The sequence below is a fragment of the Pseudomonas sp. PICF141 genome, from assembly GCF_002286815.1.
Classification (GTDB): domain Bacteria; phylum Pseudomonadota; class Gammaproteobacteria; order Pseudomonadales; family Pseudomonadaceae; genus Aquipseudomonas.
Window position 1 is genome coordinate 1 of the sequence record NZ_MUNM01000008.1, and the last position, 21,617, is coordinate 21,617.

8 protein-coding genes and 2 pseudogenes are annotated in these 21,617 nt (G+C 62.1%); 8 read left to right on the forward strand and 2 right to left on the reverse strand.

Annotated features, from left to right (window positions below; genetic code table 11):
- The 4 genes from BZL43_RS00155 to BZL43_RS00170 form a co-directional block, all read left to right on the forward strand.
- On the forward strand, positions 1–2,037 hold a 2,037-nt coding region (locus BZL43_RS00155; protein ID WP_143517815.1), incomplete at its 5' end, for a condensation domain-containing protein.
- Between the two features lie 87 nt (positions 2,038–2,124).
- Positions 2,125–11,220: a non-ribosomal peptide synthetase gene (locus tag BZL43_RS00160; protein ID WP_095630460.1), complete on the forward strand. Its 9,096-nt coding sequence runs from the start codon at positions 2,125–2,127 to the stop codon at positions 11,218–11,220.
- 58 nt (positions 11,221–11,278) lie between these two features.
- Positions 11,279–15,088, forward strand: a complete 3,810-nt coding sequence (locus BZL43_RS00165) for an amino acid adenylation domain-containing protein (RefSeq protein ID WP_095630461.1) — start codon at positions 11,279–11,281, stop codon at positions 15,086–15,088.
- Positions 15,085–16,728 carry a cyclic peptide export ABC transporter gene (locus tag BZL43_RS00170; RefSeq protein WP_095630462.1) on the forward strand — a complete coding sequence of 548 codons (1,644 nt, stop codon included), beginning with the start codon at positions 15,085–15,087 and terminating at the stop codon, positions 16,726–16,728. Before BZL43_RS00165 ends, BZL43_RS00170 begins: the two co-directional genes overlap by 4 nt.
- 86 nt (positions 16,729–16,814) lie before the next feature.
- On the opposite strand, the gene fhuF is transcribed toward BZL43_RS00170, so the two are convergent.
- On the reverse strand, positions 16,815–17,504 hold the full coding sequence (gene fhuF, locus BZL43_RS00175; RefSeq protein ID WP_095630470.1) for a siderophore-iron reductase FhuF: 690 nt from the start codon (positions 17,502–17,504) through the stop codon (positions 16,815–16,817).
- A 195-nt stretch (positions 17,505–17,699) separates the two neighbouring features.
- Here fhuF and BZL43_RS00180 point away from each other — a divergent pair, with 195 nt between their 5' ends.
- On the forward strand, positions 17,700–19,403 hold the full coding sequence (locus BZL43_RS00180) for an ABC transporter ATP-binding protein/permease (RefSeq protein ID WP_095630463.1): 1,704 nt from the start codon (positions 17,700–17,702) through the stop codon (positions 19,401–19,403).
- Positions 19,404–19,563: 160 nt separating this feature from the next.
- A complete protein-coding gene (locus tag BZL43_RS00185) occupies positions 19,564–19,722 on the forward strand; it encodes a MerR family DNA-binding transcriptional regulator (protein ID WP_256582773.1) in 159 nt (52 codons plus the stop codon).
- A gap of 51 nt (positions 19,723–19,773) precedes the next feature.
- Here BZL43_RS00185 and BZL43_RS00190 read toward each other — a convergent pair whose 3' ends face one another.
- Positions 19,774–19,977, reverse strand: a complete 204-nt coding sequence (locus BZL43_RS00190) for a hypothetical protein (RefSeq protein ID WP_095630464.1) — start codon at positions 19,975–19,977, stop codon at positions 19,774–19,776.
- A 663-nt stretch (positions 19,978–20,640) separates the two neighbouring features.
- Here BZL43_RS00190 and BZL43_RS28730 point away from each other — a divergent pair.
- A pseudogene (locus BZL43_RS28730) lies at positions 20,641–21,031 on the forward strand (hypothetical protein); the annotation flags it as partial.
- 272 nt (positions 21,032–21,303) lie between these two features.
- A pseudogene (locus tag BZL43_RS00200) lies at positions 21,304–21,576 on the forward strand (Arm DNA-binding domain-containing protein); the annotation flags it as partial.
- Positions 21,577–21,617 lie beyond the last annotated feature (41 nt).

A 21,617-nucleotide genomic window follows, 5' to 3' on the forward strand; every position in this document is an offset into this window, starting at 1 on the left:
AGCATCGGCGAGCTGTACATCGGCGGGGTCGGGGTCGCTCGCGGTTACCTGAAACGCCCGGACCTGACCGAGGAACGCTTCCTCGCCAGCCCGTTCATCGACGGTGATCGCCTGTACCGCACCGGCGACCGTTGCCGCTTCCTCGCCGACGGCAACATCGAGTACCTGGGACGCCTCGACCATCAGGTGAAGTTGCGCGGCCAGCGCATCGAGTTGGGGGAAGTCGACACGGCGCTGCTGAGCCAGCCCGCCATCACCGGTGCCTGCACCCTGGTGATCGATAATCGATTGGTGGCGTTCTACAGCAGCAATGCGGCGCAATCAGGCCTCGATACGCTGCTTGCCGCCGAACTGCCGGCGTACATGGTGCCGGCGGTGTGGGTTGAAGTGCCGGCCCTGCCCCTGACCACCAACGGCAAGATCGACCGCAAGGCCTTGGCTGCCCTGCCATTGCCGCAAACCCAGGAAGATTACGCCGCACCGCGCAACGAACTGGAAACCCTGCTCTGCCAACTGTTCGGTGAACTGCTCGGCGAGTCCCTGACCGGTGGCCGCGAAGTCGGCACTACGGACAGCTTCTTCGCGTTGGGTGGCGATTCGATTCTCGGTTTGAAGCTGATCTCGCGACTGCGCGAACAGGGTTACTCGCTCACGCCCAAAGACCTGTTCCGCTCGCCGACCCCGGCGGCACTGGCGCAGGTGGCCAGCCCGTTGCTGACCCTGGCCGAACAAGGTGATGTGACCGGTGCGATGCCGTTGATGCCGTTGCATCAGTGGTTCTTCGACCAACAACAGCCGCAAGCGGCGTACTGGAATCAGTCGGTATTGGCTGATAGCGATCGTCGTCTGCAACCGGCACTGGTGCAGGCGACGCTGGATCGGCTGGTGGCCCACCACGATGCCTTGCGCCTGCGTTTCGCCGAGGTTGACGGGCAATGGCAGGCGCACATCGCAGCGGTATCGCCCGCTCGATTGGTCTGCTGCGAACAGCCTGAACAACTGCAGCAAGTCGCGCAAAGTCTGGACCTGCAACATGGCCCGCTGTTCGCGGCGGCATTGCTGGAGGGCGAACCGCAACGCCTGTATCTGGTCGCGCATCACTTGGTCGTCGACGCCGTGTCATGGACGCCGCTGCTGGAAGATTTCCAGCAGCTGTATCAAGGGCTGGAGCGAGGCGAGAATCCAGGCCTGCCGGCGAAAACCACGTCTTACCGTCAATGGGCCGAACACCTGCACGCCCATGCCGGCAAGGTCAGCGCCGAACAGCGCTACTGGAATGCCCAGACCGCAGTGAACACCGCGCCCGTGGCCACGGTCGCCGAGCGTCAAACCTTGTCGGCCCGTTGGGATGCGGCGCGCACTCATCAATGGCTGACCGAGTCCCACGCCGCCTATCGCACACAACCGGAAGAGCTGCTGATCGCCGCCCTCGCCGCGACGCTGGCAGAAGCTGAAAGCCGCGCCGACATCGTGGTGGATCTGGAGCGCCATGGTCGCGATGCGCCGTTCGAGGGCCTGGATGTCAGCCGCACCGTCGGCTGGTTCACCACCCTCTATCCGTTGCGGGTGAAATCCAGTGGTGCCCCTGGCGAGCGAGTGCGCGATGCCAAGGAAGCCTTGCGCGCCGTGCCGGGCAATGGCCTCGGTCACGGGCTTTTGCGTCAGCGCGGCGAACTGCCGCCAAGCCGTGGCGATGTGTTGTTCAACTACCTGGGGCATGAGCAAACGCCACAGGGCTGGTTGCGCGCCAGCGACCTGACCGCGCCGCCAGAAGTGGCACCGGCCAACCGCATGAGCCATGGCCGTGAAGTGGTGGCGTGGCTGGAAGACGGTGTATTGCATATCCACTGGCACAGCGTCACGCCGGGCGCCGACAGTCGCTTGCCCGCTCGCTTGCTGGAGCATCTGCAAGCGCTGGTCGGGCATTGCCTCGACCCACAGGCGGGGGCGTTGATGCCCTCGGACTTCCCGCTGGCCAAAGGCATGAACCAGAAGTCCCTGGACATGCTGCTCAAACGCCTGGGGCCGAAGAAGTGAGCCCCGCCATCGCCCTGAATTTGACTTCGGAGTGCGCCGCTCGCGGCGCACGTGCCTCTACGATTTCCTGGATTGAACACTGCTGCCATGCATGACCAAATCGAAAACATCTATTCGTTGACGCCGCTGCAAAAAGGCCTGCTGTACCACGAGGCCTATGCGCCCGAGTCGCGGGTCTATTACCAGCAAATGAGCATCGGCCTGGCCGGTGACCTCGACCTCGACGCGTTCCGTCAGGCCTGGATTGCCCTGATGCAGCGCCACGCGGTGTTGCGCACGGCGTTTCTGTGGGAAGAGCTGGACGACGCTTATCAGGTCATCCTCAAGGAAGTCGATCTGCCGCTGCGCGAAGTCGACTTGCGCGGCAACCCGCAAGGGCTGCCGGCCCTGGTGGCGCAAGATCACGCACAAGCCTTCGAACTGAGTGCCGCGCCACTGATGCGCTTGACCCTGGCGCGCCTGGACGATGTGAACGGACAAGCGCAGTGGTCGCTGGTGTGGACGCACCATCACCTGTTGCTCGACGGCTGGAGCGTTGGCTCGCTGCTGGCGGACTGGCGCGATCTGTATCGCGCGGCCCGTCGCGGGCAAAACGCGGCATTGGAAGCGGTGCGCCCGTTCCAGGATTACGTGGCCTACCTCGATGAACGCCCATCCGCCGATGAGTTCTGGCGCAGCCGCCTGGCGGATTTCGCCAACACCACCAGGGTGCCCGAATCGGACCCGCGTGGCCTGCTCGCCGACCTGGCAGACGCGCACCTGCCCTGCACCGAGCACCAGCGCGTGCTGGAGGCGACAACGACGGCGCGCCTGAGTAGCTTCGCCCGTGACAACAACCTGACCGTCAACACCCTGCTGCAAGCGGCGTACGCTTACTTGCTGGGTCGCCATAACGGCAGCGACGAGGCCCTGATCGGCGTCACCGTGGCCGGGCGTCCACAGCGCCTGAGTGGCGTCGAGCGCATGGTCGGTCTGTTCATCAATACCTTGCCGTTGCGGGTTCGCTGGGACGATGCGCCAACCGTTGGCCAATGGTTGGCCGGCATCCAGGACTGGAACGCCGAGATGCGCGAGCATGAACACACGCCGCTCGCCAGTCTGCGGGCCTTGACCGCGCTGCCGCCCGGTGGCGAGTTGTTCGAAGCGATCATGGTATTCGAAAACTTCCCGTTCCCCCGGGAGCTGGATCAGATCGACGACGGCCTGCTCGGGCTGCCGGATGCCGAACAGACCGCGCCGTTACGCCATACGGGTGGGCGCAACAACTACCCGATGTCGCTGATCGCTTCGATGGAAGGCGACAGCTTGCACCTGCATCTGGTGCACCAACGCAAACGCTTGTCCGATGCGGCCGGCGCGCGCTTGATGGAACAGTTGGTAACGCTGCTTGACGAACTGAGCCGCGACGCCCACCGGCCACTGGCCCACGTGCCGTTGTGCCCGATGCAGGAACTGAACCTGACTCGCACCTGGGGCAACGGCGCGACGCTTGAAGTGCCGGATGCTGCGCTGCATGAACTGATCGCCGCTCAGGCTCGCCGCCATCCCGAGCGTGAAGCCGTGCGCGACGCCCATGGTGCATTGAGCTACGGCGAGCTGCTTGAAGCCTCGACCGCACTGGCCTACGCCTTGCGTCAGCGCGGTGTGCAACAAGGCGATCGCGTCGCCCTGGCCCTGCCCCGTTGCAACGACGCAGTGGTTTCGCTGTTGGCGGTGATGCAGGCCGGCGCGTGTTTCCTGCCGCTGGACCTGGGCCAACCGGCCTCGCGCCTGAGTGCACTGATGGCCAGCGCCGACGTGGGCTTCATCATTGGCGCGCCGACCTTCGACACCGCCTCTGCGCAGGTGATCGACGCTTCAGCCCGCGCGACCGGCATCGACCTGCCGGCGGTGGATCAACAAGCCTGCGCCTATGTGATCTACACCTCCGGCTCCACTGGCACACCAAAAGGCGTGCGTTTGTCCCATCGGGCTATCGTTGCTTATGTCAGCGGCATTCTGGCCGAACTGGGTTGCGCCGAGGCCGAACAACCGTGGCGCCATGCGCTGCTGTCGACCCTGGCGGCGGACCTTGGTTACACCCAGTTGTTCGGGGCGCTGGTCAGCGGTGGCAGCCTGTTGCTGGTGGACGACGACACCCGCGCCGACCCGAATGCCCTGGCGCAGTGCTTTGGCGAATTCACGCCGGACCTGGTCAAGCTCACGCCCAACCACCTGCACGGTTTGCTCGCCGCGCACCCTGACGCTCGTCTGCTACCGCGCCGCGCGTTGCTACTGGGTGGCGAAGCGCTGCAAGGCTCGCTGCTGGACACTATCGGCGCGCTGCGTCCGGAACTCGCGGTCTACAACCACTATGGCCCGACCGAAAGCGCCGTGGGCATTTGCCTGTCGCGCATCGAGCAGCCACTGGTCGGCGTACAGCCGCTGGGCCATCCGCAACCGAACCGGCAACTGCGGGTACTCGACAGCCAGGGTCACGCCGTGCCGGTCGGTATGCCGGGTGAATTGTGGGTCGGCGGCGAAGGCCTGGCCATTGACTACCTGGGCGATCCGGCGCAAACCGCTGCACGCTTCACCGCCGTTGCCGATCTGCCCCGCGCCTACCGCACCGGCGACCGTGTGCGCTGGCTGGAATCCGCTGAACTGGCGTTCCTGGGGCGCGTCGACAACCAGGTTAAATTGCGCGGCTACCGCATTGAACTGGGCGAAGTCGAAGCACAGATCAAACGCCTGTCGAGCAATATCCAACAAGTGCTGGTGCGCGTGGTTCAACCGTCTGACGAACCCGCGCGACTGGTGGCCTGGCTGGTGGCCAGCACCTCCCTCTCGACCGATAAACTGCGCACCGATCTGGCTCTGCGCGTACCGGATTACATGGTGCCGGCGGACTTCATCGCCCTGGACGCCATCCCGCTGAACGCTAACGGCAAACCGGACATCGCCCGCCTGCCATTGCCCGATGCACCGACCCGCCAGGACAACTACGAGGCCCCCCGCGATGCGGTGGAAATCGCCTTCGCCGAGATCTGGCAGGACGTGTTGCGGGTCGAGCGCGTGGGGATTCACGACAACTTTTTTGCGTTGGGCGGCGATTCGATTCTCAACCTGCAAATCATCGCCCGCGCCCATCAGCGCGGCATGAAACTGACGCCCAAGCAGTTGTTCGAAAACCGCACCATCGCTGAAATCTCCGCGGTGATCAGCCAAGGCGCGAGCTACAGCCGCGACACCACCAGCGCTGCGCGTAATGTACCGCTGACCGCAGGTCAACACGCCCGTCTCGAAGCCGGCCCGTTGGCGGCGGACTGGCGCTGCGTGGCGCTGAATACGCCGATCAGCCTCGAAGTGCTGAACCGCGCCGTGCAGGCTCTGCAACAGCAACACCGCGCACTGCAGCTGGGCTTGACTCAACAGACTGACGGTGGCTGGGCGCAAACCCTGCCGAGCACGCCGAAACCGGTCAGCGCCAGCCGCCAGCCGCTCGACACTGACAACCTGAACGCACTGGCCGAAACCACACTGGCCACACTGGATCACGCGGCGGGCGAAGGCTGGCACGCATGCCTGTCGGAACAGGGCGACGCGGTGTTGTTGGTCGCCCATGCACTGCGCCTGGATGCTGCTTCCTGGGCGTTGTTGATGACTGACCTGGCGCTGGCCGTGGCTCAAGCGCAATACGATCGCGCGATCGAACTGCCGCGTCACGGCGGCCATCTGGATGAATGGGCCGACCATCAAAACCGCTGCGCCCGCGATGAAGACGGGCTGGAATCGGCCTGGGAATACTGGCTGCAATATGCCGGTGAAACCCTGCCACCGGCCACGCAGCAGGACAACGGGGCGACTGAAAGCCGCGTGCAGATCCCGGCGCCACTGAGCGCCCGTCTGAACCTGCTGCAACGCCGCAGTCACGCGCCTTGGGCTTCGCTGGTGGCCACCGCCGTCGCCGCGGAACTGGCGCAGCAAAGTGCCAAACAAGACGTCTGGCTGAGCCTGGATCGCGGTCGCTGCGAGCGCGCACTTTTGCCGCTCAGCAGCGCCCTGAGTCGTACCGACTTCGACCCGGCGACGGTGATTGGCGCGCTGAGCCACGCCGTTCCGCTGCGTTTGAGCGTGACACCCGGCACCAGCGCCGCGCAGCTGCTCGCGCAGGTCGACGCGCAACTGGCCGCCGCCCCGCACTTTGGCGACGACTACGGCGTGCTGCGTTATCTGGCCGACAACGACTACCTGCGTGAACCGCTGCTAAGCCTGCCGCAGCCAACGGTGCATATCGTCATGGCCGGTGAATGGCTGGCCCATGAAGGACCGTTGGGTGAGGTCATCGCCGCCAGCGCGCCCATCGATGGCGCCGGGCTGACCCTGTCCGTGAACCTGCAACAGGGTCAACTGCACATCGATTGCCGTGGTCCAGGCGCCGAATACTGGGCTCAAGCACTGGAGCGGCATCTGACCCTGCTGGCTGCCGATGCCGAACAAGCGATCCCGGGTGCCCACGCGTTCCCGCTGTGCCGCGCCGCCGGCCACGATCTCACGGACTTGGGTGCCCACTTCGACTGGGCCGGCATCGACGACTTACTGCCTCTGTCGCCGATGCAGGAAGGCATGTTGTTGCACACCCTGCTGCGTCCCGACAGCGGCATCTACCTGATGCAGCAACGTTATCGCTGGGATGGCGAACTGGACCGTAGCGCCATCGAATTCGCCTGGGCCCGGCAACTGGCCCGGCACCCGATGCTGCGCACCGGTTTCTGGTGGCAGGACGGCAAGGCCGCGCTGCAATGTGTCTATCACGACACCGATCCGGCCTTCGCCTGGTACGACTGGCGGCACCTCGACGAAGCGAGCCGCCAGCGTCAACTGGATGCCGTGCTGGATGCCGAATGCCGCCAGGGTTTCGACATGCGCCGCCCGCCGCTGACTTTCTTGCGGGTGTTCCAGGTGGCCGATCAGGAGTTCCTGATCGTGCGCAGCTTCCACCACATCCTGACCGATGCCTGGTGCTTCGGCCTGTTGATGGCTGACCTGTTCGCCCATTATCAGGCCCGCGTACTCGGCCAGCCTGTGGCGCGTCCGTTGTTGCCGTCGTTCAACAATTACATCCATTGGCTGCAATGCCAGGATACGTCCATCACCGAACAATTCTGGACCCGCGAACTGGCCGGTTTCAGCGCGCCGACGCCGTTGGTGGTGGATCGCCCGGCCGTGACCGAGCAAGCGGTCGAAGCGGTGGCCAACCTGGACGTCACCCTGTCGATTGCCGACACCCGCGCCTTGACCGCGTTGTGCCAACAGCACCAGCTCACGCCCAACACCTGGATTCAGGGCGCCTGGGCGTTGCTGTTGTCCCGTTACAGCGGGAGCGATGACGTGTTGTTCGGCGTCACCGTGTCGGGACGTCCGACCGATTTGCCGGGCGTGGAAGACATCGTCGGGTTGTTCATCAACAGCCTGCCGCTGCGGGTCAAGGTCGACGATTCGCAAACCGTGGTGCCGTGGCTGCAAGCGCTGTTCGCGCACAACTACGAGTTGCGTGCCTACGAACATGCACCGCTGGTGGACATTCAGCGCTGGAGTGAAATCGAGCACGGTCGTTCGTTGTTCGACAGCCTGGTGGTGTTCGAAAACGCACCGTTCGACGCAGGTCTGTCGGACCGCCAGGTCGACTTCAACGTCGACATCTACGAAGACCGGGTGCACACCAACTACCCGATGACCGTGGTGCTCTACCCCGGCGATCGCCTGGGCATTCGCCTGACCTACGACGCCGCACGTTTCGACACCGACACCGTGCAGCGCATGCTCGGCCACCTGCGTCAGTTGCTCACGCAAATGGTCGCCCAGCCTGATGCACCGCTGGCCACGCTGTCGTTGCTGACGCCGGACGAACGCCAGACCCTGCTGGTGGACTGGAACCGCAGTGAACTCGACTTCCCGCTGGATCAAACCTACGCCGAACTGTTCGCCCGGCACGTAGCGGAGCATCCGCAGCGCATTGCAGCCGTGTGTGGCGCCGACAGCCTGAGCTATGCCGAACTGGATCAGCGTTCGAACCGCTTGGCCCGTGCACTGATCGAAACCGGCGCCGGTCGCGACACGCTGGTGGCCTTGGCCGCTGAACGCGGATTGCCATTGCTGAGCATGATGATCGCCGTGCTCAAGGCTGGTGCGGCGTACCTGCCGCTGGACATCAAGCATCCGCCACAGCGCCTGAGCGAGATTCTCGAACTGTCCGGGGCGACGATTCTGTTGACCAGCGACAGTGCCAACTCGGTCATCGACCCGGCACTGGCCGCGAGCACCGCGACCCCGCGCCGCCTGCGCACCGAAACCCTGTGGCTGGCGGGCGATGCAACGCCGCCGAACGTGGCGGGCAGCCCAGACGATCTGGCCTACGTGATCTTCACCTCAGGCTCCACCGGTACACCAAAAGGAGCCATGGTCGAGCAACGGGGCATGCTCAACAACATTTTCGGCAAGGTGCCGACCCTGGGCCTGTCGAGCGCGGACCGGATTGCCCAGACCGCCTCCCCGGCGTTTGACATTTCGGTGTGGCAATTCCTCGCCGCACCGATCCTTGGCGCCACCGTGCATATCCTGCCGGACGTGATTGCCCACGACCCCGAGCGCCTGCTGCAAGCGCTGGAAAACGAGCAACTGTCGGTGCTCGAAGCCGTGCCGACGATGATCCGCGCCCTGCTCGACCTCGCCAGCACCGACACGCAACTGTCGGCGCTGCGCTGGTTGCTGCCGACCGGCGAAGCCCTGCCTCCAGCGCTGGCCCAGGCTTGGCTCACTCGCTTCGCCCATGTGCCGCTGATGAACGCCTATGGTCCGGCGGAATGCTCGGACGACGTGGCGTTCCACCCGCTGACCACCGTGCCTGAAGAAGGCGGCAACGCCATGCCGATTGGCCGGCCGACCGCCAACAATCATCTGTACCTGGTGGACGCGGCATTGCGTGCGGTGCCAGTGGGCGTGCCCGGTGAAATTTGCGTGGGTGGCGTCGGTGTTGGTCGCGGCTATCTCAACGATCCGCAGAAAACCCAAGCCGCGTTCGTGGCACACCCGTTCGAACCCGGTGCGCGTTTTTACCGCACCGGTGACCTGGGGCGCTGGCGTGCAGACGGCGTGATCGAGTTCCTCGGTCGCCGCGATCAGCAAGTGAAAATCCGTGGTCACCGCATCGAGCTGGGTGAAATCGAAGATCACTTGGGACGTCATCCCGCCGTGCACGCCGTGGCTGTGATCGTCAACGCCGACCAGCGTGGCGACCTGCAACTGGTTGCCTACTGGACCGGTGATGACACGCCGGTAGCAGTGCTGCGCGAATGGCTGAGCCAACGCTTGCCGTCGTACATGGTGCCCGCCCACTGGCAACAACTGGAAGCGCTGCCGCAGAACGCCAACGGCAAGGTTGACCGCAAACTACTGACCGCACGTGCGCTGGACCATAGCGACTTGAGCGAACAACAACCGCTGAGCAGCGACACCGAACAGCAACTGGGGGCGATCTGGGAGCAGATTCTCAACGTGGCGAGCATCGGTGCCGACGACAATTTCTTCGCCCTCGGCGGACACTCGTTGCTGGCGACACTGGTGGTCTCGCGAATTCGCAGCCAGCTCGCCGTGGACCTGCCCTTGCGTGCGGTGTTCGATCACCCGGTGCTGAAAAACCTGGCACGCGCCATCGACAGCGCCCGCTTGCAAGCCATGCCTTTGGCCCTGCCCGCGATCACCGCGGTAGACCGTTCGCAACCGCTGCCGTTGTCGTTTGCCCAACAGCGCTTGTGGTTCCTTGAGCAGTTGAACCCTGGCTCCAGCGGTTTCAACATTCCGTTCGCCTTGACCTTGAGCGGGGCGCTGAATGTCGAAGCCCTGCGCCTGGCATTCGAGCAACTGATCGCCCGCCATGAAGTATTGCGCAGCACCGTGCACAGCGACCATGGCGAGCCCTGGCAGCAGATCGAAGCGGCGCAGGCATTTGCTCTGCCGGTCAGCGATCTGCAACAGATCGCGGCACAGGAACAGGAGCCGGCCATCCAGGCGCAATTGGCCGAGGTCTTCGGTCAGCCGTTCGACCTGACGCAGGCACCGTTGATTCGTGCACGTTTGCTGCAACTGGACGCGCAGACCCATGTGCTTGCCATCGCCATGCACCACATCGCGGTGGATGCATGGTCCATCGCGCAATTGGTGGATCAGCTGGCTGCCGACTACGTCGGTTTCGGCAGCGCCGCTGCTCGCATCGACACCCCGGCCCTGCAATACGCCGACTTCGCCATGTGGCAACGCACCCACCTGCCGGGCCCGGTCTGGCAACAACAACTGGCTTACTGGCGCCAGCAGCTGCACGCAAGCCCGGCGCCGCTGCTGTTGCCCGGCGCCCAGATTCGCGATCACGGTGGGTGCGCGCGGCACCGCAGTCGCTTGCCAGCGTCGCTGGCACGGGCCATCGGCGAGATGGCGACCGCTCGCGAGGCCTCGCCATTCATGGTGCTGCACAGTGCGCTGAACGTGTTGCTCTATCAGCAAACCGGACGCGAAGACCTGCTGGTGGGCACCGACATCGCCAACCGTCATCAGCAACAGACCGAAGACATGGTCGGCTTCTTCGTCAACCAGTTGGTATTGCGCTGTCGCGTCACGCCGCAGCAGACGTTTGACCAGTTGCTCAGCGATGCCCGTCGTGTGGCGCTGGATGCCTTTGCCCATCAGGACTTGCCGTTCGATGCCCTGGTGGCCGACCTGCTGCCGCAGCGGGACGCGCGGTACACGCCGTTCTTCCAGGTCAAACTGGTGGTGCAGAACACCCGCCAGCAGGACCTGCATTTGCCGGGACTGGCGATCAGCGAGCGAGAGCTGGAACCGCAAGCTTCGGATGTCGACCTGCTGATCAACGTCGTGGATGACGGCGAAGGCCTGCTGGTGGTCTACGACTACGACACCGGGCGTTACGCCGGTGCCTACATCGAACTGTTCGACCGTCTGTTCGTCTGCCTGCTGGAGCAACTCGTGCTGAACGCTGACACCAGCGTCGCTCAGTTGTTGGTGCCACTCAATCAACTGCAACAGGCCCGCCGCGACCAGGCTCAAGCCGCGCTGCGTGAAGCCGGCAGCGCGCGTCAGAGCACTCTGGGCCAGGCCCGTCGCCGTAGCGTCGTGAAGGATACCGAACAATGATTGCCTTCGGCCCGTCGACCCTTGCGCTCATGTCCCACTTTTTTGTACAGGTCTCAGCATGACTCAGACTCACGAAAACACACCGTTCGAAGGCTTCGAACTGTCGCCACAACAGGCACACCTGTGGCGCCTGCAACAAACTCGTCTGGCTCCGTCAGCGCAGCGGGCCACGCTGCGCATTCGCAGCGAACAACCGCTGGACAGCGCACGGCTGAAAACCGGTTTGCTGGCCTTGATGCAACGCCACGAGATCCTGCGTACCCGTTATCAACAACTGCCGGGCCTGTCATTGCCAATGCAAGTGATCGACGATTCGGTCGCTGATTGGCAGGCGTTGGGCATCGAACTGCATGTGGACACCCAGTCGGCAACCTTGCACTTGCCAGCCTTGCACCTGGACAGCACCAGCCTGGGTTATCTCTGCGAAGAATGGGCGCAGAGCTATCTGCAAGCGGCGCCGCAAGAGCCGCCGCTGCAATACGCCGACTATGCGGCGTGGCGCCTGGAGTCGGTGGACGACCAGGGCCGCCAGTTCTGGGATGAGCAGTTCAACGCGATGGTCGCGGATGTGCCGTTGCCTTGGCAGCGCCAGAATCCGGCTATCGGGATTGCCGAAATGGCGCGGATGCACCTGTCGTTCGACGACTCGACCCTGCAACGCCTCGATCAGCAAGCGGCCAGCCTCGGCGTCAGCACCGGCACGGTCGTGCTCGCGGCCTGGGTCACCTTGTGGCAGCGCTACAGCGAAGCCGAACGCCTGACGCTGGCTTATGAGAACCAGACGCGTCCGGACGTGTTGGGCGACGCCCTCGGCCTGTTTTCCGAACCATTGCCGCTGACACTCGACACCCCACCCGAGCTATCGTTTGCCGCGTTGTGCCAGCAAGTGACCGAGCGTGTCGGCCTGCTCAACGATGCTCGGGACAGCTACCCGAGCCACTTGAGCAACGTGCCATCATTGCCGGGCGTGGGTTTCCGCGAACTCGCGGACGTGCCGCACAGTGCGCTGAACGATGCCGGTTGGCAGATCGAACAGGCCGACAGTATCAGCGCCGGTTGTGCATTGCTGTTGCAGTATCAACCCCATTCTGCCAGTGCTTTATCGCTACATTTTGATGCCGCGCTCTACACGCCTGCCCACGTCGAGCTTCTCGCCGAACAGTTGCTGAGCGTGATCGAGCACAGCCTGCGTGAACCCTTCATCAGCCTGGGCCGACTGGCAACCTGCAGCACCGCCGAGCAACAACGGGTGACCGGAGGGCTGTGCGCTTCGCCGCCCCTGAGCCCGGCGCAAGAACAGCGTTATGCCGCCACCTTCGCCCTGCCCAACCTGGCTGCCTGCTTCGCCCAAGGCTCGGCCGCCCATGCCCAACGCCCGGCGGTCACTGGCCCAAGCGGGACGTTGAGCCATGCCGAGCTGGATCAGCGCGTCACCGCCCTCACCCAGCAACTGCTCGCCCAAGGCCTGGAACCTGGTGCACGGATCGCGCATTTCCTGCCACGCGATATCGATGCGGTGGTGGCGCTGGTTGCCATCCTGCGCGCCGGGGCCTGCTACGTGCCGATCGATCCGGCTTATCCCGCTGAGCGCATCGAGCATATTCTGCGTGACAGCCAGGCCCGTCTGGTGCTGACTCATCGCGCCCGCTTGCAAGACCTGCCGGTGGACTGGCAACCGAGCGCACTGGCGATTGATCAAGCGCTGCCGGTGGTGCCGTTGCAAGAGGAGCCAACCGTTTCCCGAGATCAACCGGCCTACCTGATTTATACCTCCGGCAGTACCGGTCAGCCCAAAGGCGTGGTGATCAGCCATGCCAACGCCCTGCATTCGCTGGCGGCGCGGCTGGCGGGGTATCCGCGGCCGGTGCAACGCTTCCTGCTGCTGTCGTCGTTCGCCTTCGACAGCTCTATCGCCGGGCTGTTCTGGAGCCTGAGCCAGGGCGGTTGTCTGCACCTGGCCAGCGAAACCGAACAGAAAGATCCGCTGCAACTGGCCCGGTTGATCCGCAGTCACGATGTGTCGCACCTGCTGGCCCTGCCTTCGTTGTATGCGTTATTACTGGACGAATTGGGCGATACCGCAAGTGCGCTGAGCACCGCGATTGTCGCCGGAGAAAGTTGCCCGCCGGCGCTGGTGGACAACCACTATCGCCACCAACCCGATGCACAGCTGTACAACGAATACGGACCGACGGAAGCGTCGGTGTGGAGCACTGTCGCCCTGTGTCGGCCCGATCAGGGGCCCGTGCCGATCGGCCGTGCCATCGCCCACACCCGGGTGTATTTGCTCGACAGCGAGGGTGCACCCGTGGCCCGTGGGCTCAAGGGTGAAATCCACATTGCCGGGCCGGGACTGTCCGACGGTTATCTGGGCCTGCCACAGATGACTGCCGAGAAATTCATCCAGGCCCGTCATCCTTCCCTTGAAGGCCAACGTCTGTACCGCACCGGCGATTTCGCCTGGCAGGACCTGGACGGGCAACTGCATTTCCTCGGGCGCACCGATTCGCAGATCAAACTGCGCGGTTACCGTATCGAGCTGGGCGAAATCGAAACCGCGCTGTGCAACGTCAGCGGCGCCAAACTGGCGGTGGTGTTGCTGGACACCACTCAGGCCGAACCGAGCTTGCGTGCTTTCATCGAAGCGAGCACTCAACTTCAGGCCAGTGCCGTGCGCGAATCCCTCGCGGCGCTGTTGCCGGCGCACATGATTCCCGCCGACATTCAGTGGCTGGCGCAGCTGCCGCGCACCGCCAACGGCAAGGTCGATCATCGCGGCTTGCTGGCCCGTGCGCCGAACCACAGCCTCGCGACTTATGAAGCGCCTGAGGGCCATATCGAACAGGTACTCGCAGCGCTCTGGCAGGAGCTGCTGGAAGCCGAAGTGATCGGTCGCCACGACGACTTTTTCGCCCTCGGCGGCCATTCGTTGCTGGTGGTGCGCATGACGGCCAGGTTGCGCGCAGCTCTGGGCATCGAAGTGCCGGTCAACGTGATCTTCCAGCACCCGACGCTGATCGGCCTTGCCGAGCAGATTAGCCAGCCCCACGACCCTGCGGCGGTCATCGTCTTGCAAGCCGGTGAAACTGCACAGGCACCGCTGTTCTGTCTGCATCAGCCAGCGGGCGGGGTTCACCATTACCTGCCGATGGTTGCCGGGTTGCCGAAGGAAATGCCGGTGTACGGCATTCCGTTGCCCGAATCGTTGCGCAGTCAGGACCTCGTTGTATTGGCCAGCGAATACTTGCCACAGATTCGCCAGATTCAGGCTCAGGGTCCGTATCGCCTGGGCGGTTGGTCCATGGGCGGCTTGCTCGCGCTGGAGCTGACCCGGCAGCTGGAGGCGCAAGGGCAAACAGTCGAATGGCTGGGGTTGTTCGATAGCACGTTCCACGCCGAGGATGAAACGCTGGCGTGGGATGCGCTGCAGGCCATCGTTCAGCAAGAATTGAGCAGCGACAGTCGCCAGCGACTCACCGCGCAATGCCTGGCGCAGCTGCACACTGCAACCGCAGAACTGGATCGCGTGGAGCAATTGCGTTTCGCCCTGCTGCAATGGGCGAACGCCAACGGCCTGAGCCTCAAGGCACCGCTGGCCTATGTCGAGCAAACGCTGGAGGTGATGGCCGACGCACGTCGTTGGGTCAACGGCTATTCAGTGCCGTCCGTGCGTGCCACCCTGCACCTCTGGTGGGCCGAGCAGACCTTGATCGAGCGCCCGACCCTGCCGGCGCAATGGGACGCGATCAGTCAGCGAACCTGTCATCATCAGGTCGCCGCTGATCACGACACGATCCTCGGACAGTCTGCCTTCCATGAACAACTCAACAAGTCGCTGGCCATGGCCTCGACGGAAACCGTCGCATGAACCTGATTCTCTATCTCTACCGCCAATCGGCACGCCTGCTGGCACTGGCCTCCATCACCGGTGCACTGGGCGGGCTGGCCAGTGCGGGACTGGTGATCCTGATCAACCGCGGGCTGGCCAATCCGCAGCAATTGCCCGAACTGGCCCTGGGGTTTTTCGGGCTGTGTGTGGGCATGCTGCTGAGCAAACTCTGCTCGGAACTGTCGCTGCTGCACCTGACCCAAAGTGCGATTTTCCAGATGCGCATCGACTTGTCGCGCAAGCTGCTCGCCACCCCGCTCAAGCGTCTGCAAGGCATGGGTAAACACCGTTTGCTGGTGATTCTCACCGAAGACGTACACACCTTTACCGCGGCGTTCGAGTGGGTGCCGCTGTTGTTCGTCAACGCCGTGGTGACCCTGGCGTGCTTTGCCTATCTGGCCTGGCTGTCGTGGTCACTGCTGGCGATTCTGGCCTTGTTCCTGCTGGTCGGTTTGATTGCGTTCCACTTGGCCGAACGCGGGCCGTTGAGCCATCTGGAACGGGTGCGACTACAAAAAGATGTGCTCTACCAGCACTTTCGCAGCCTGATCGAAGGCAGCAAGGAATTGCAGCTGAACAATGCCCGTGGCGAGGCCTTTGTCGAGCGGGTCATCCGCCCGGGCGCCGACGAGTTTCGCCTGCGTTTCCTGCGCGGCATGGCCGGGTATTCGGTGGTGGCCAACCTTGGCACGCTGCTGTTCTACCTCAACCTGGGCGTGTTGCTGTTCATCGTGCCGTTCTGGTTGCCGCAGCCGATCACCGTGCTGACCAGTTTCACCATCACCCTGCTGTATCTGGTACGGCCGATTTCCGATTTGATGATCGCCCTGCCCTCGCTGCGTCAGGCCAGTATTGCCCTGAACCGCATACGCCAGCTGGACGCCGAACTGAGCACCGAAGCCCAAGCCGTCGCCCCGGTGGGCAATGTGTTCGCCAGCGAAGGCCCCATGCGCCTGCTACTCAACGGTGTGTGCCACCGCTATCCCGGCGAACACGAGGATCATCCCTTCATGCTCGGGCCAGTGGATCTGACACTGGAACAGGGCGAACTGGTGTTCGTGGTCGGCGGCAACGGCAGTGGCAAGACCACGCTGTCGATGCTGATGCTTGGGCTGTATGCGCCGGAAGCCGGCTGCGTGGTGCTTAACGGCGTGGAGGTGGACGACGATAACCGCGAGCAATACCGTCAGCACTTTGCCGCCGTGTTCGCCGACTTCCACCTGTTCGAACATTTGCTGGGCGACGACGGACCGGACGCCGAGCACCGCACCGCCGAAGCGACGCGTTATGTGAAGGCCTTGGGTCTAGGGCATAAAGTCAGCATCGTCGACGACCGCTTTTCCACCGTGGAGCTGTCCACGGGCCAACGCAAGCGACTGGCGCTGGTGTCGGCGTATCTGGACGACAAGCCGTTTTATCTGTTCGATGAGTGGGCCGCCGACCAGGATCCGACCTTCAAGCGGGTGTTCTACATGGAGCTGTTACCGGAACTGAAAGCCCGGGGCAAGACCGTGATAGTGATCACCCACGACGACGCTTACTTCCAACAGGCCGACCGGGTGCTGAAAGTGGAAAACGGCCGCCTCACACAGGTCGAAGCCCATGCGGCTTATGCTTGATGGGATTGAGTGATGTCAGCGCCCGGCACCGCGGACAATTGTCGCAGTTCGGGCGCGCATCACCTGGTTGCATGGTCAGCGCCCGCTCAACCGTCCTGATAGATGTAATGCAGGTAGCTCACCTGTTCTTCCACAGGCAGGCGGTGCAGCTTGGGACATGACTCGCAGAGGACTGGCGGTTCGCCTTCGACTGGTTCATGCAACTGGTAATGCAGGCAGCAATGCCGGCGCAACGCAAGGCGGGGACAAACCTGCGGCGCAGGTGACTCGACCATGCGTTGCAGGCCCCGCAACTTCAGGCGCCCGTCGTTTACCGTGACCTGCTCCAGCCACTGATGCGTCTCGGCGAATCCGTCCCTGGACAAGTCGGCATCCATTCTCGCGAAGGCGCCATCCCAGAAGGCGACCAGGTTGCCCCACAGTATTTTCGGCGCAAGGCCACCGGCGGCGGCCAGGGTGGTAAAAAGCGGTGCCAGGTGTTCATGGATCAACCGCGACCAGTACGCTGCACGGTCTTCAGCTGCCATGGTCGGTAGTCGGCCAGTCAGTCCCAGCGCAAGAGGTTGACCGTCATCGTGCAACAGCACCGCTTCCTCACCCCAGAAATCGACCGCGCAATGACGCGTGAGGACACAGGCCAGGGTCGCCGGCAGGACAATACCCAAATAGTTCATCGACCACTGCGAGACCACGGCCGCACGATTCACCCCCGGATAAAGCAGCGCGAACCGGGTCAGCAGTGGTTGCAGCACAGCGGGGTCGGCGAGCCGATGCAATGCTATCGAAGGCTGATCACCAGGCTGCTGGATTACACGTTGTATCGGCGGCCACGCCTGATTAAGCCATTCTGGAAATTCGATAGCGGACACCCGTGGCTTTCCCTAATTAATGCAAACGATTAGCATTGGCCGATCCTATCCTCCCTCCCTTGCAAACTCAACGTCGCTAGCGACCGGGCTCATCAAGACCACATGCACACACTCCGCAATTTCTGGCGTCTCGCGCGGCCTTTCTGGGCATCCGAGGAGAAGTACCCGGCGCTGTTGCTGCTTTTGGCCACCGTGCTCATGACCCTGTGCCTGGTGGGGATCAACATCCTCACCAACTTCTGGAACCTGCATTTCTACAACGCATTGCAGGCCATGGATTACGCCGGCTTTATCCTGGGCAGCCTGCAGTTCATCCTGCTGCAGATCGGCATGGCCGCCTTCACCGTGGGCGCATTCCATTTCCAGCAGAAGCTGACGATACGCTGGCGGCGTTGGGCCACCCGCAACCTGCTCGATCAATGGCTGGACAGCCAGCGTTACCAGAAGCTGAAGCTGACCGAGACGGACGTCGATAACCCCGACCAGCGGATCGCCGAGGACATCGACCTCTTTATCATCAAGTCACTCAAGTTGAGTCTGGGACTGCTGACCTCGGTGGTGTCGCTGTTTTCATTCCTGCATATTCTCTGGCAGGCCTCCAGCCTCGTCAGCGTGCCCTTCAACGGCCAGTCATTGGTCATCCCGGGGCTGCTGGTGTGGGTGGCCCTGGTGTACGCAATAGTGGGCACCGGCATCGCGTTCTGGCTGGGACGCGCGCTGCCAAGTCTCAATTTCATGCAACAGCGGCGCGAAGCGGATTTCCGTTTCTCACTCATCCGCCTGCGGGAAAACGCCGACTCGATCGCCCAATACCGGGGCGAAGCCCTGGAGAGCGCACGTTTGAACCAACGCCTGGGCGCAGCCCTGGAAAACTTCTGGGCGCTGGTAAAAAAACAGAAGCTGATCATGGGCTATTCGACCTTCTATTTGAACAGCGCTACGGTCATCCCCATGTTCATCATGGCGCCGCAGTTCTTCGCGGGCGCCTTTCCTCTCGGTCGCCTGACTCAGATAAGCGCCGCCTTCGGCGAAGTGCATGCGGCCATCGCCTATCTGGTGAGCGTATTTCCAGAGCTGTCGGAGTGGAAATCGGTGATCGACCGCTTGATCGGTTTCCAGAACCGACTGGATAACGTCCAAGTCAAGTCGAAGGTCAGGCTCGAACAACAGGACAACGGCCTCGATATCAAGGACCTGGACATCTGGCTGCCGAACGGCCGGCAATTGTTCAAGGGGTTCAATCTTTCACTCGAGCCTGGCGACAGTCTTCTGATCAGCGCGCCGTCCGGCTACGGCAAATCGACACTGATTCGTACGATCACGGGGCTTTGGCATCATGCTTCTGGCTCCACCTGTTATGACCGTGCGCGTGCTCTGACACTGTCGCAAAAACCTTATCTGCCGCTGGGCAGCCTGCGCGAGGCGCTCTGGTATCCCAATCCTCCCCAACGCGAAGAAGATACCGCGCTGGGCCTGGCCATGCAGCAAGTCGGCCTGCACCACTTGAGCGATCAACTGGATGAGGAACGAGACTGGTCACAGACCCTCAGCATCGGCGAACTGCAACGCTGCGCGTTCATTCGCGCACTGCTGGCCCGCCCCACGATCCTGTTCCTCGACGAGAGCAGTTCGGCACTGGATTCGGCCAACGAGGCGCGCTGCTATCAAATGCTCAAACAGACGCTACCGGAAACAATCCTGATCAGCGTCGGACACAATGCTTCGCTTGAGCGCTTCCATTGGCAAGTTCTGGAGCTAAAAAGCGAGGCGCAGTGGGTTCATCGGAAGGTGAAGCAAGCTGTGTGAGTTTGCTTGGGGTTCGGATGCTGAATGACAGGAATGTCGTTTTTTGTTTTTTTCAGGGGGGAAAACAGCATTTCAACCAGGAACGGACTGACGGTTACGGGCTGACTTGCGATCAAACGTACAAGGCATTTAACGCATTTCAAAAAAAGGAAATTTGAGCATGTGCATTGGACGACGCGCCGAGTTGACCAGCTGCACACCAAAAGCCATTCGACTGTATGAACAGATGGGCTTGATAAACGAGCCGGAACGCGACGGTCGATACCGGACGCTCACCATCTGGAAATCGTCCACCTGGAATGAAAGTTTGCGGGAGTAGCACAAAGATCCGGGCGACGAACACTTCGCGCCCTGAACGTCATACCTGCAATCAGTTGCCTCGGCTGAGCTGCAAATTCTGAGTCGTGCATTCAGTTGTGCTCACAGTCCCCATGAAAGCATTCATCTTCACAGCGCACTTCTCGATGTTCAGACCATTACGCCCATCACTTGAGATGTTGGTGACATATGGGCCAGCGGTAGTGCAGCCGGCCAATACAACGAGCAGGCCAAGAGTAATAATATTGAGTTTCATATGAGTCCTTTCGAGTGGTGGCCTGGGCCAATTGGTTCGCCGAAACCGGCGTTGAGATCAGTTAAATACTGCTTATTTGAAGCCCTTCAAAATCGATGGGCCGAGTGTGAGTGAACAGCCCTCCTCGCAAGCCAATGATCTTGGCGCTGACCAGCTCCGGAGTTTGAATACCAAAGTGAATGATGTACTCATCACTGTTGTTCTTTTTTTGAATTCTAGTGGTATTCAGCCACCTCCCATGGAGTAAGCCCAATCGCCTCGCCAAGAATTTTATTTCGACGCACTTCCGGTGTCTCTTCAGACTGATTGTTCACGTCGAAATCCTTCATTGAGATTTAGTCAAAAGCGTAGACCAATCCTAATAAACCACCCACCCTACTGTCGCCTCCGGGGTCTCGGAGGGCGGCGCCTACCCGAGGAATTGCTAGGAGAATGGCATGAACTGCCAAGCGAAAGCCCCTTGCACCCGAACAGTGTCGGCTACTACAACGATTTCTGCCCATTCGCCCAGCCCGGTGACCGGCTATATGTCCGCGAAACCTTCATGGATTTGGTGTTGAACATCAGCCAACGGCGAAAAGCCCGTTGCAGCACTACGCCTATGCGGTTGAGTGTCTGCCAGGTTCCTACTCCGACGAGGCGCGGAAAGACTTCGGCTTGAAGTGGAAACCGAGCATTCATATGCCCCGCGCTGCCAGCCGCATCCTGCTGGAGATCACCGACGTCCGCGTCGAGCGGTTGCAGAACATCAGCGACGGGCAGTGCATTGCCGAGGGATGCGGACTCAAGGACCACTGGACGAAAGTCGAAGAGCGGTATTTGACTCGAGCGTTCAAGGAGGCTCGGGAGGCAGCGGAATGCTATTAGGGATGGAAGAAAGAGGAGATGCCGGGCTTTCACGAAGTACCAGCGCTGTCGCTGCATCTGTACAAGAAAGATGGTCAAGAAAATCGCAGGCTATGCGAGCGAGGGCAAGACCAAAAACTACCAGCGGGACCACGAATCATCTGGTCCGAGGCAATTCCGGGACCTGAATATCAGCGTCACCGGGTAGTTTTGCGCAGGCACAAAAAAGCCGATCTATCTGATCGGCTTAACTGTCTGATTTTACTCAGGAATAATGGTCGGGACGGAGTGATTCGAACACTCGACCCCTAGCACCCCATCTCCTTTTTCATACTTCTTGAAAGCCTCCAAAATTTCACTCTGGATTTTTCTAAGCCAGTATTTACTTGAGCTCCAGCGGTGTTCTGCTCTACGAGAGTCCAGTAACGTCCATCAAGAGCCGACGTTTTTGTGGGGGTAAAAGTAGGGGGAGTCCATTTCATGGCCAAAATCACCATCAAAGAACTCGAGTCGCTGACCGCCAATGATGCCGGCCGGATCCTCCGGGAGGATGGCAATCTCGCGGGTCGAATTTCCCTGCGTAAGGACGGCGTGTCGGTCAGCTTTTTCTATCGCTATCGGTGGGGCGACCAGAACAAAGAATACGCCTGCGGGTCCTGGCCACGCAAATCCCTGACGGACATCCGCAAGGCCCGCAACCAGGCTAGGGCGCTCATCGATGAGCAGATCAATCCCAACGAGCAGAAGAAAACCGAGCCCATAGGCTTTCGCCGCCCATCGAGCGAGCACGATCA

What these genes read in the sequence shown, in the direction of transcription:
- BZL43_RS00190 (WP_095630464.1), bottom strand. Translation starts at nt 19,977, where the DNA reads ATGAAACTCAATATTATTACTCTTGGCCTGCTCGTTGTATTGGCCGGC.
- BZL43_RS00185 (WP_256582773.1), top strand. Translation starts at nt 19,564, where the DNA reads ATGTGCATTGGACGACGCGCCGAGTTGACCAGCTGCACACCAAAAGCC.
- BZL43_RS00160 (WP_095630460.1), top strand. Translation starts at nt 2,125, where the DNA reads ATGCATGACCAAATCGAAAACATCTATTCGTTGACGCCGCTGCAAAAA.
- BZL43_RS00170 (WP_095630462.1), top strand. Translation starts at nt 15,085, where the DNA reads ATGAACCTGATTCTCTATCTCTACCGCCAATCGGCACGCCTGCTGGCA.
- BZL43_RS00165 (WP_095630461.1), top strand. Translation starts at nt 11,279, where the DNA reads ATGACTCAGACTCACGAAAACACACCGTTCGAAGGCTTCGAACTGTCG.
- BZL43_RS00180 (WP_095630463.1), top strand. Translation starts at nt 17,700, where the DNA reads ATGCACACACTCCGCAATTTCTGGCGTCTCGCGCGGCCTTTCTGGGCA.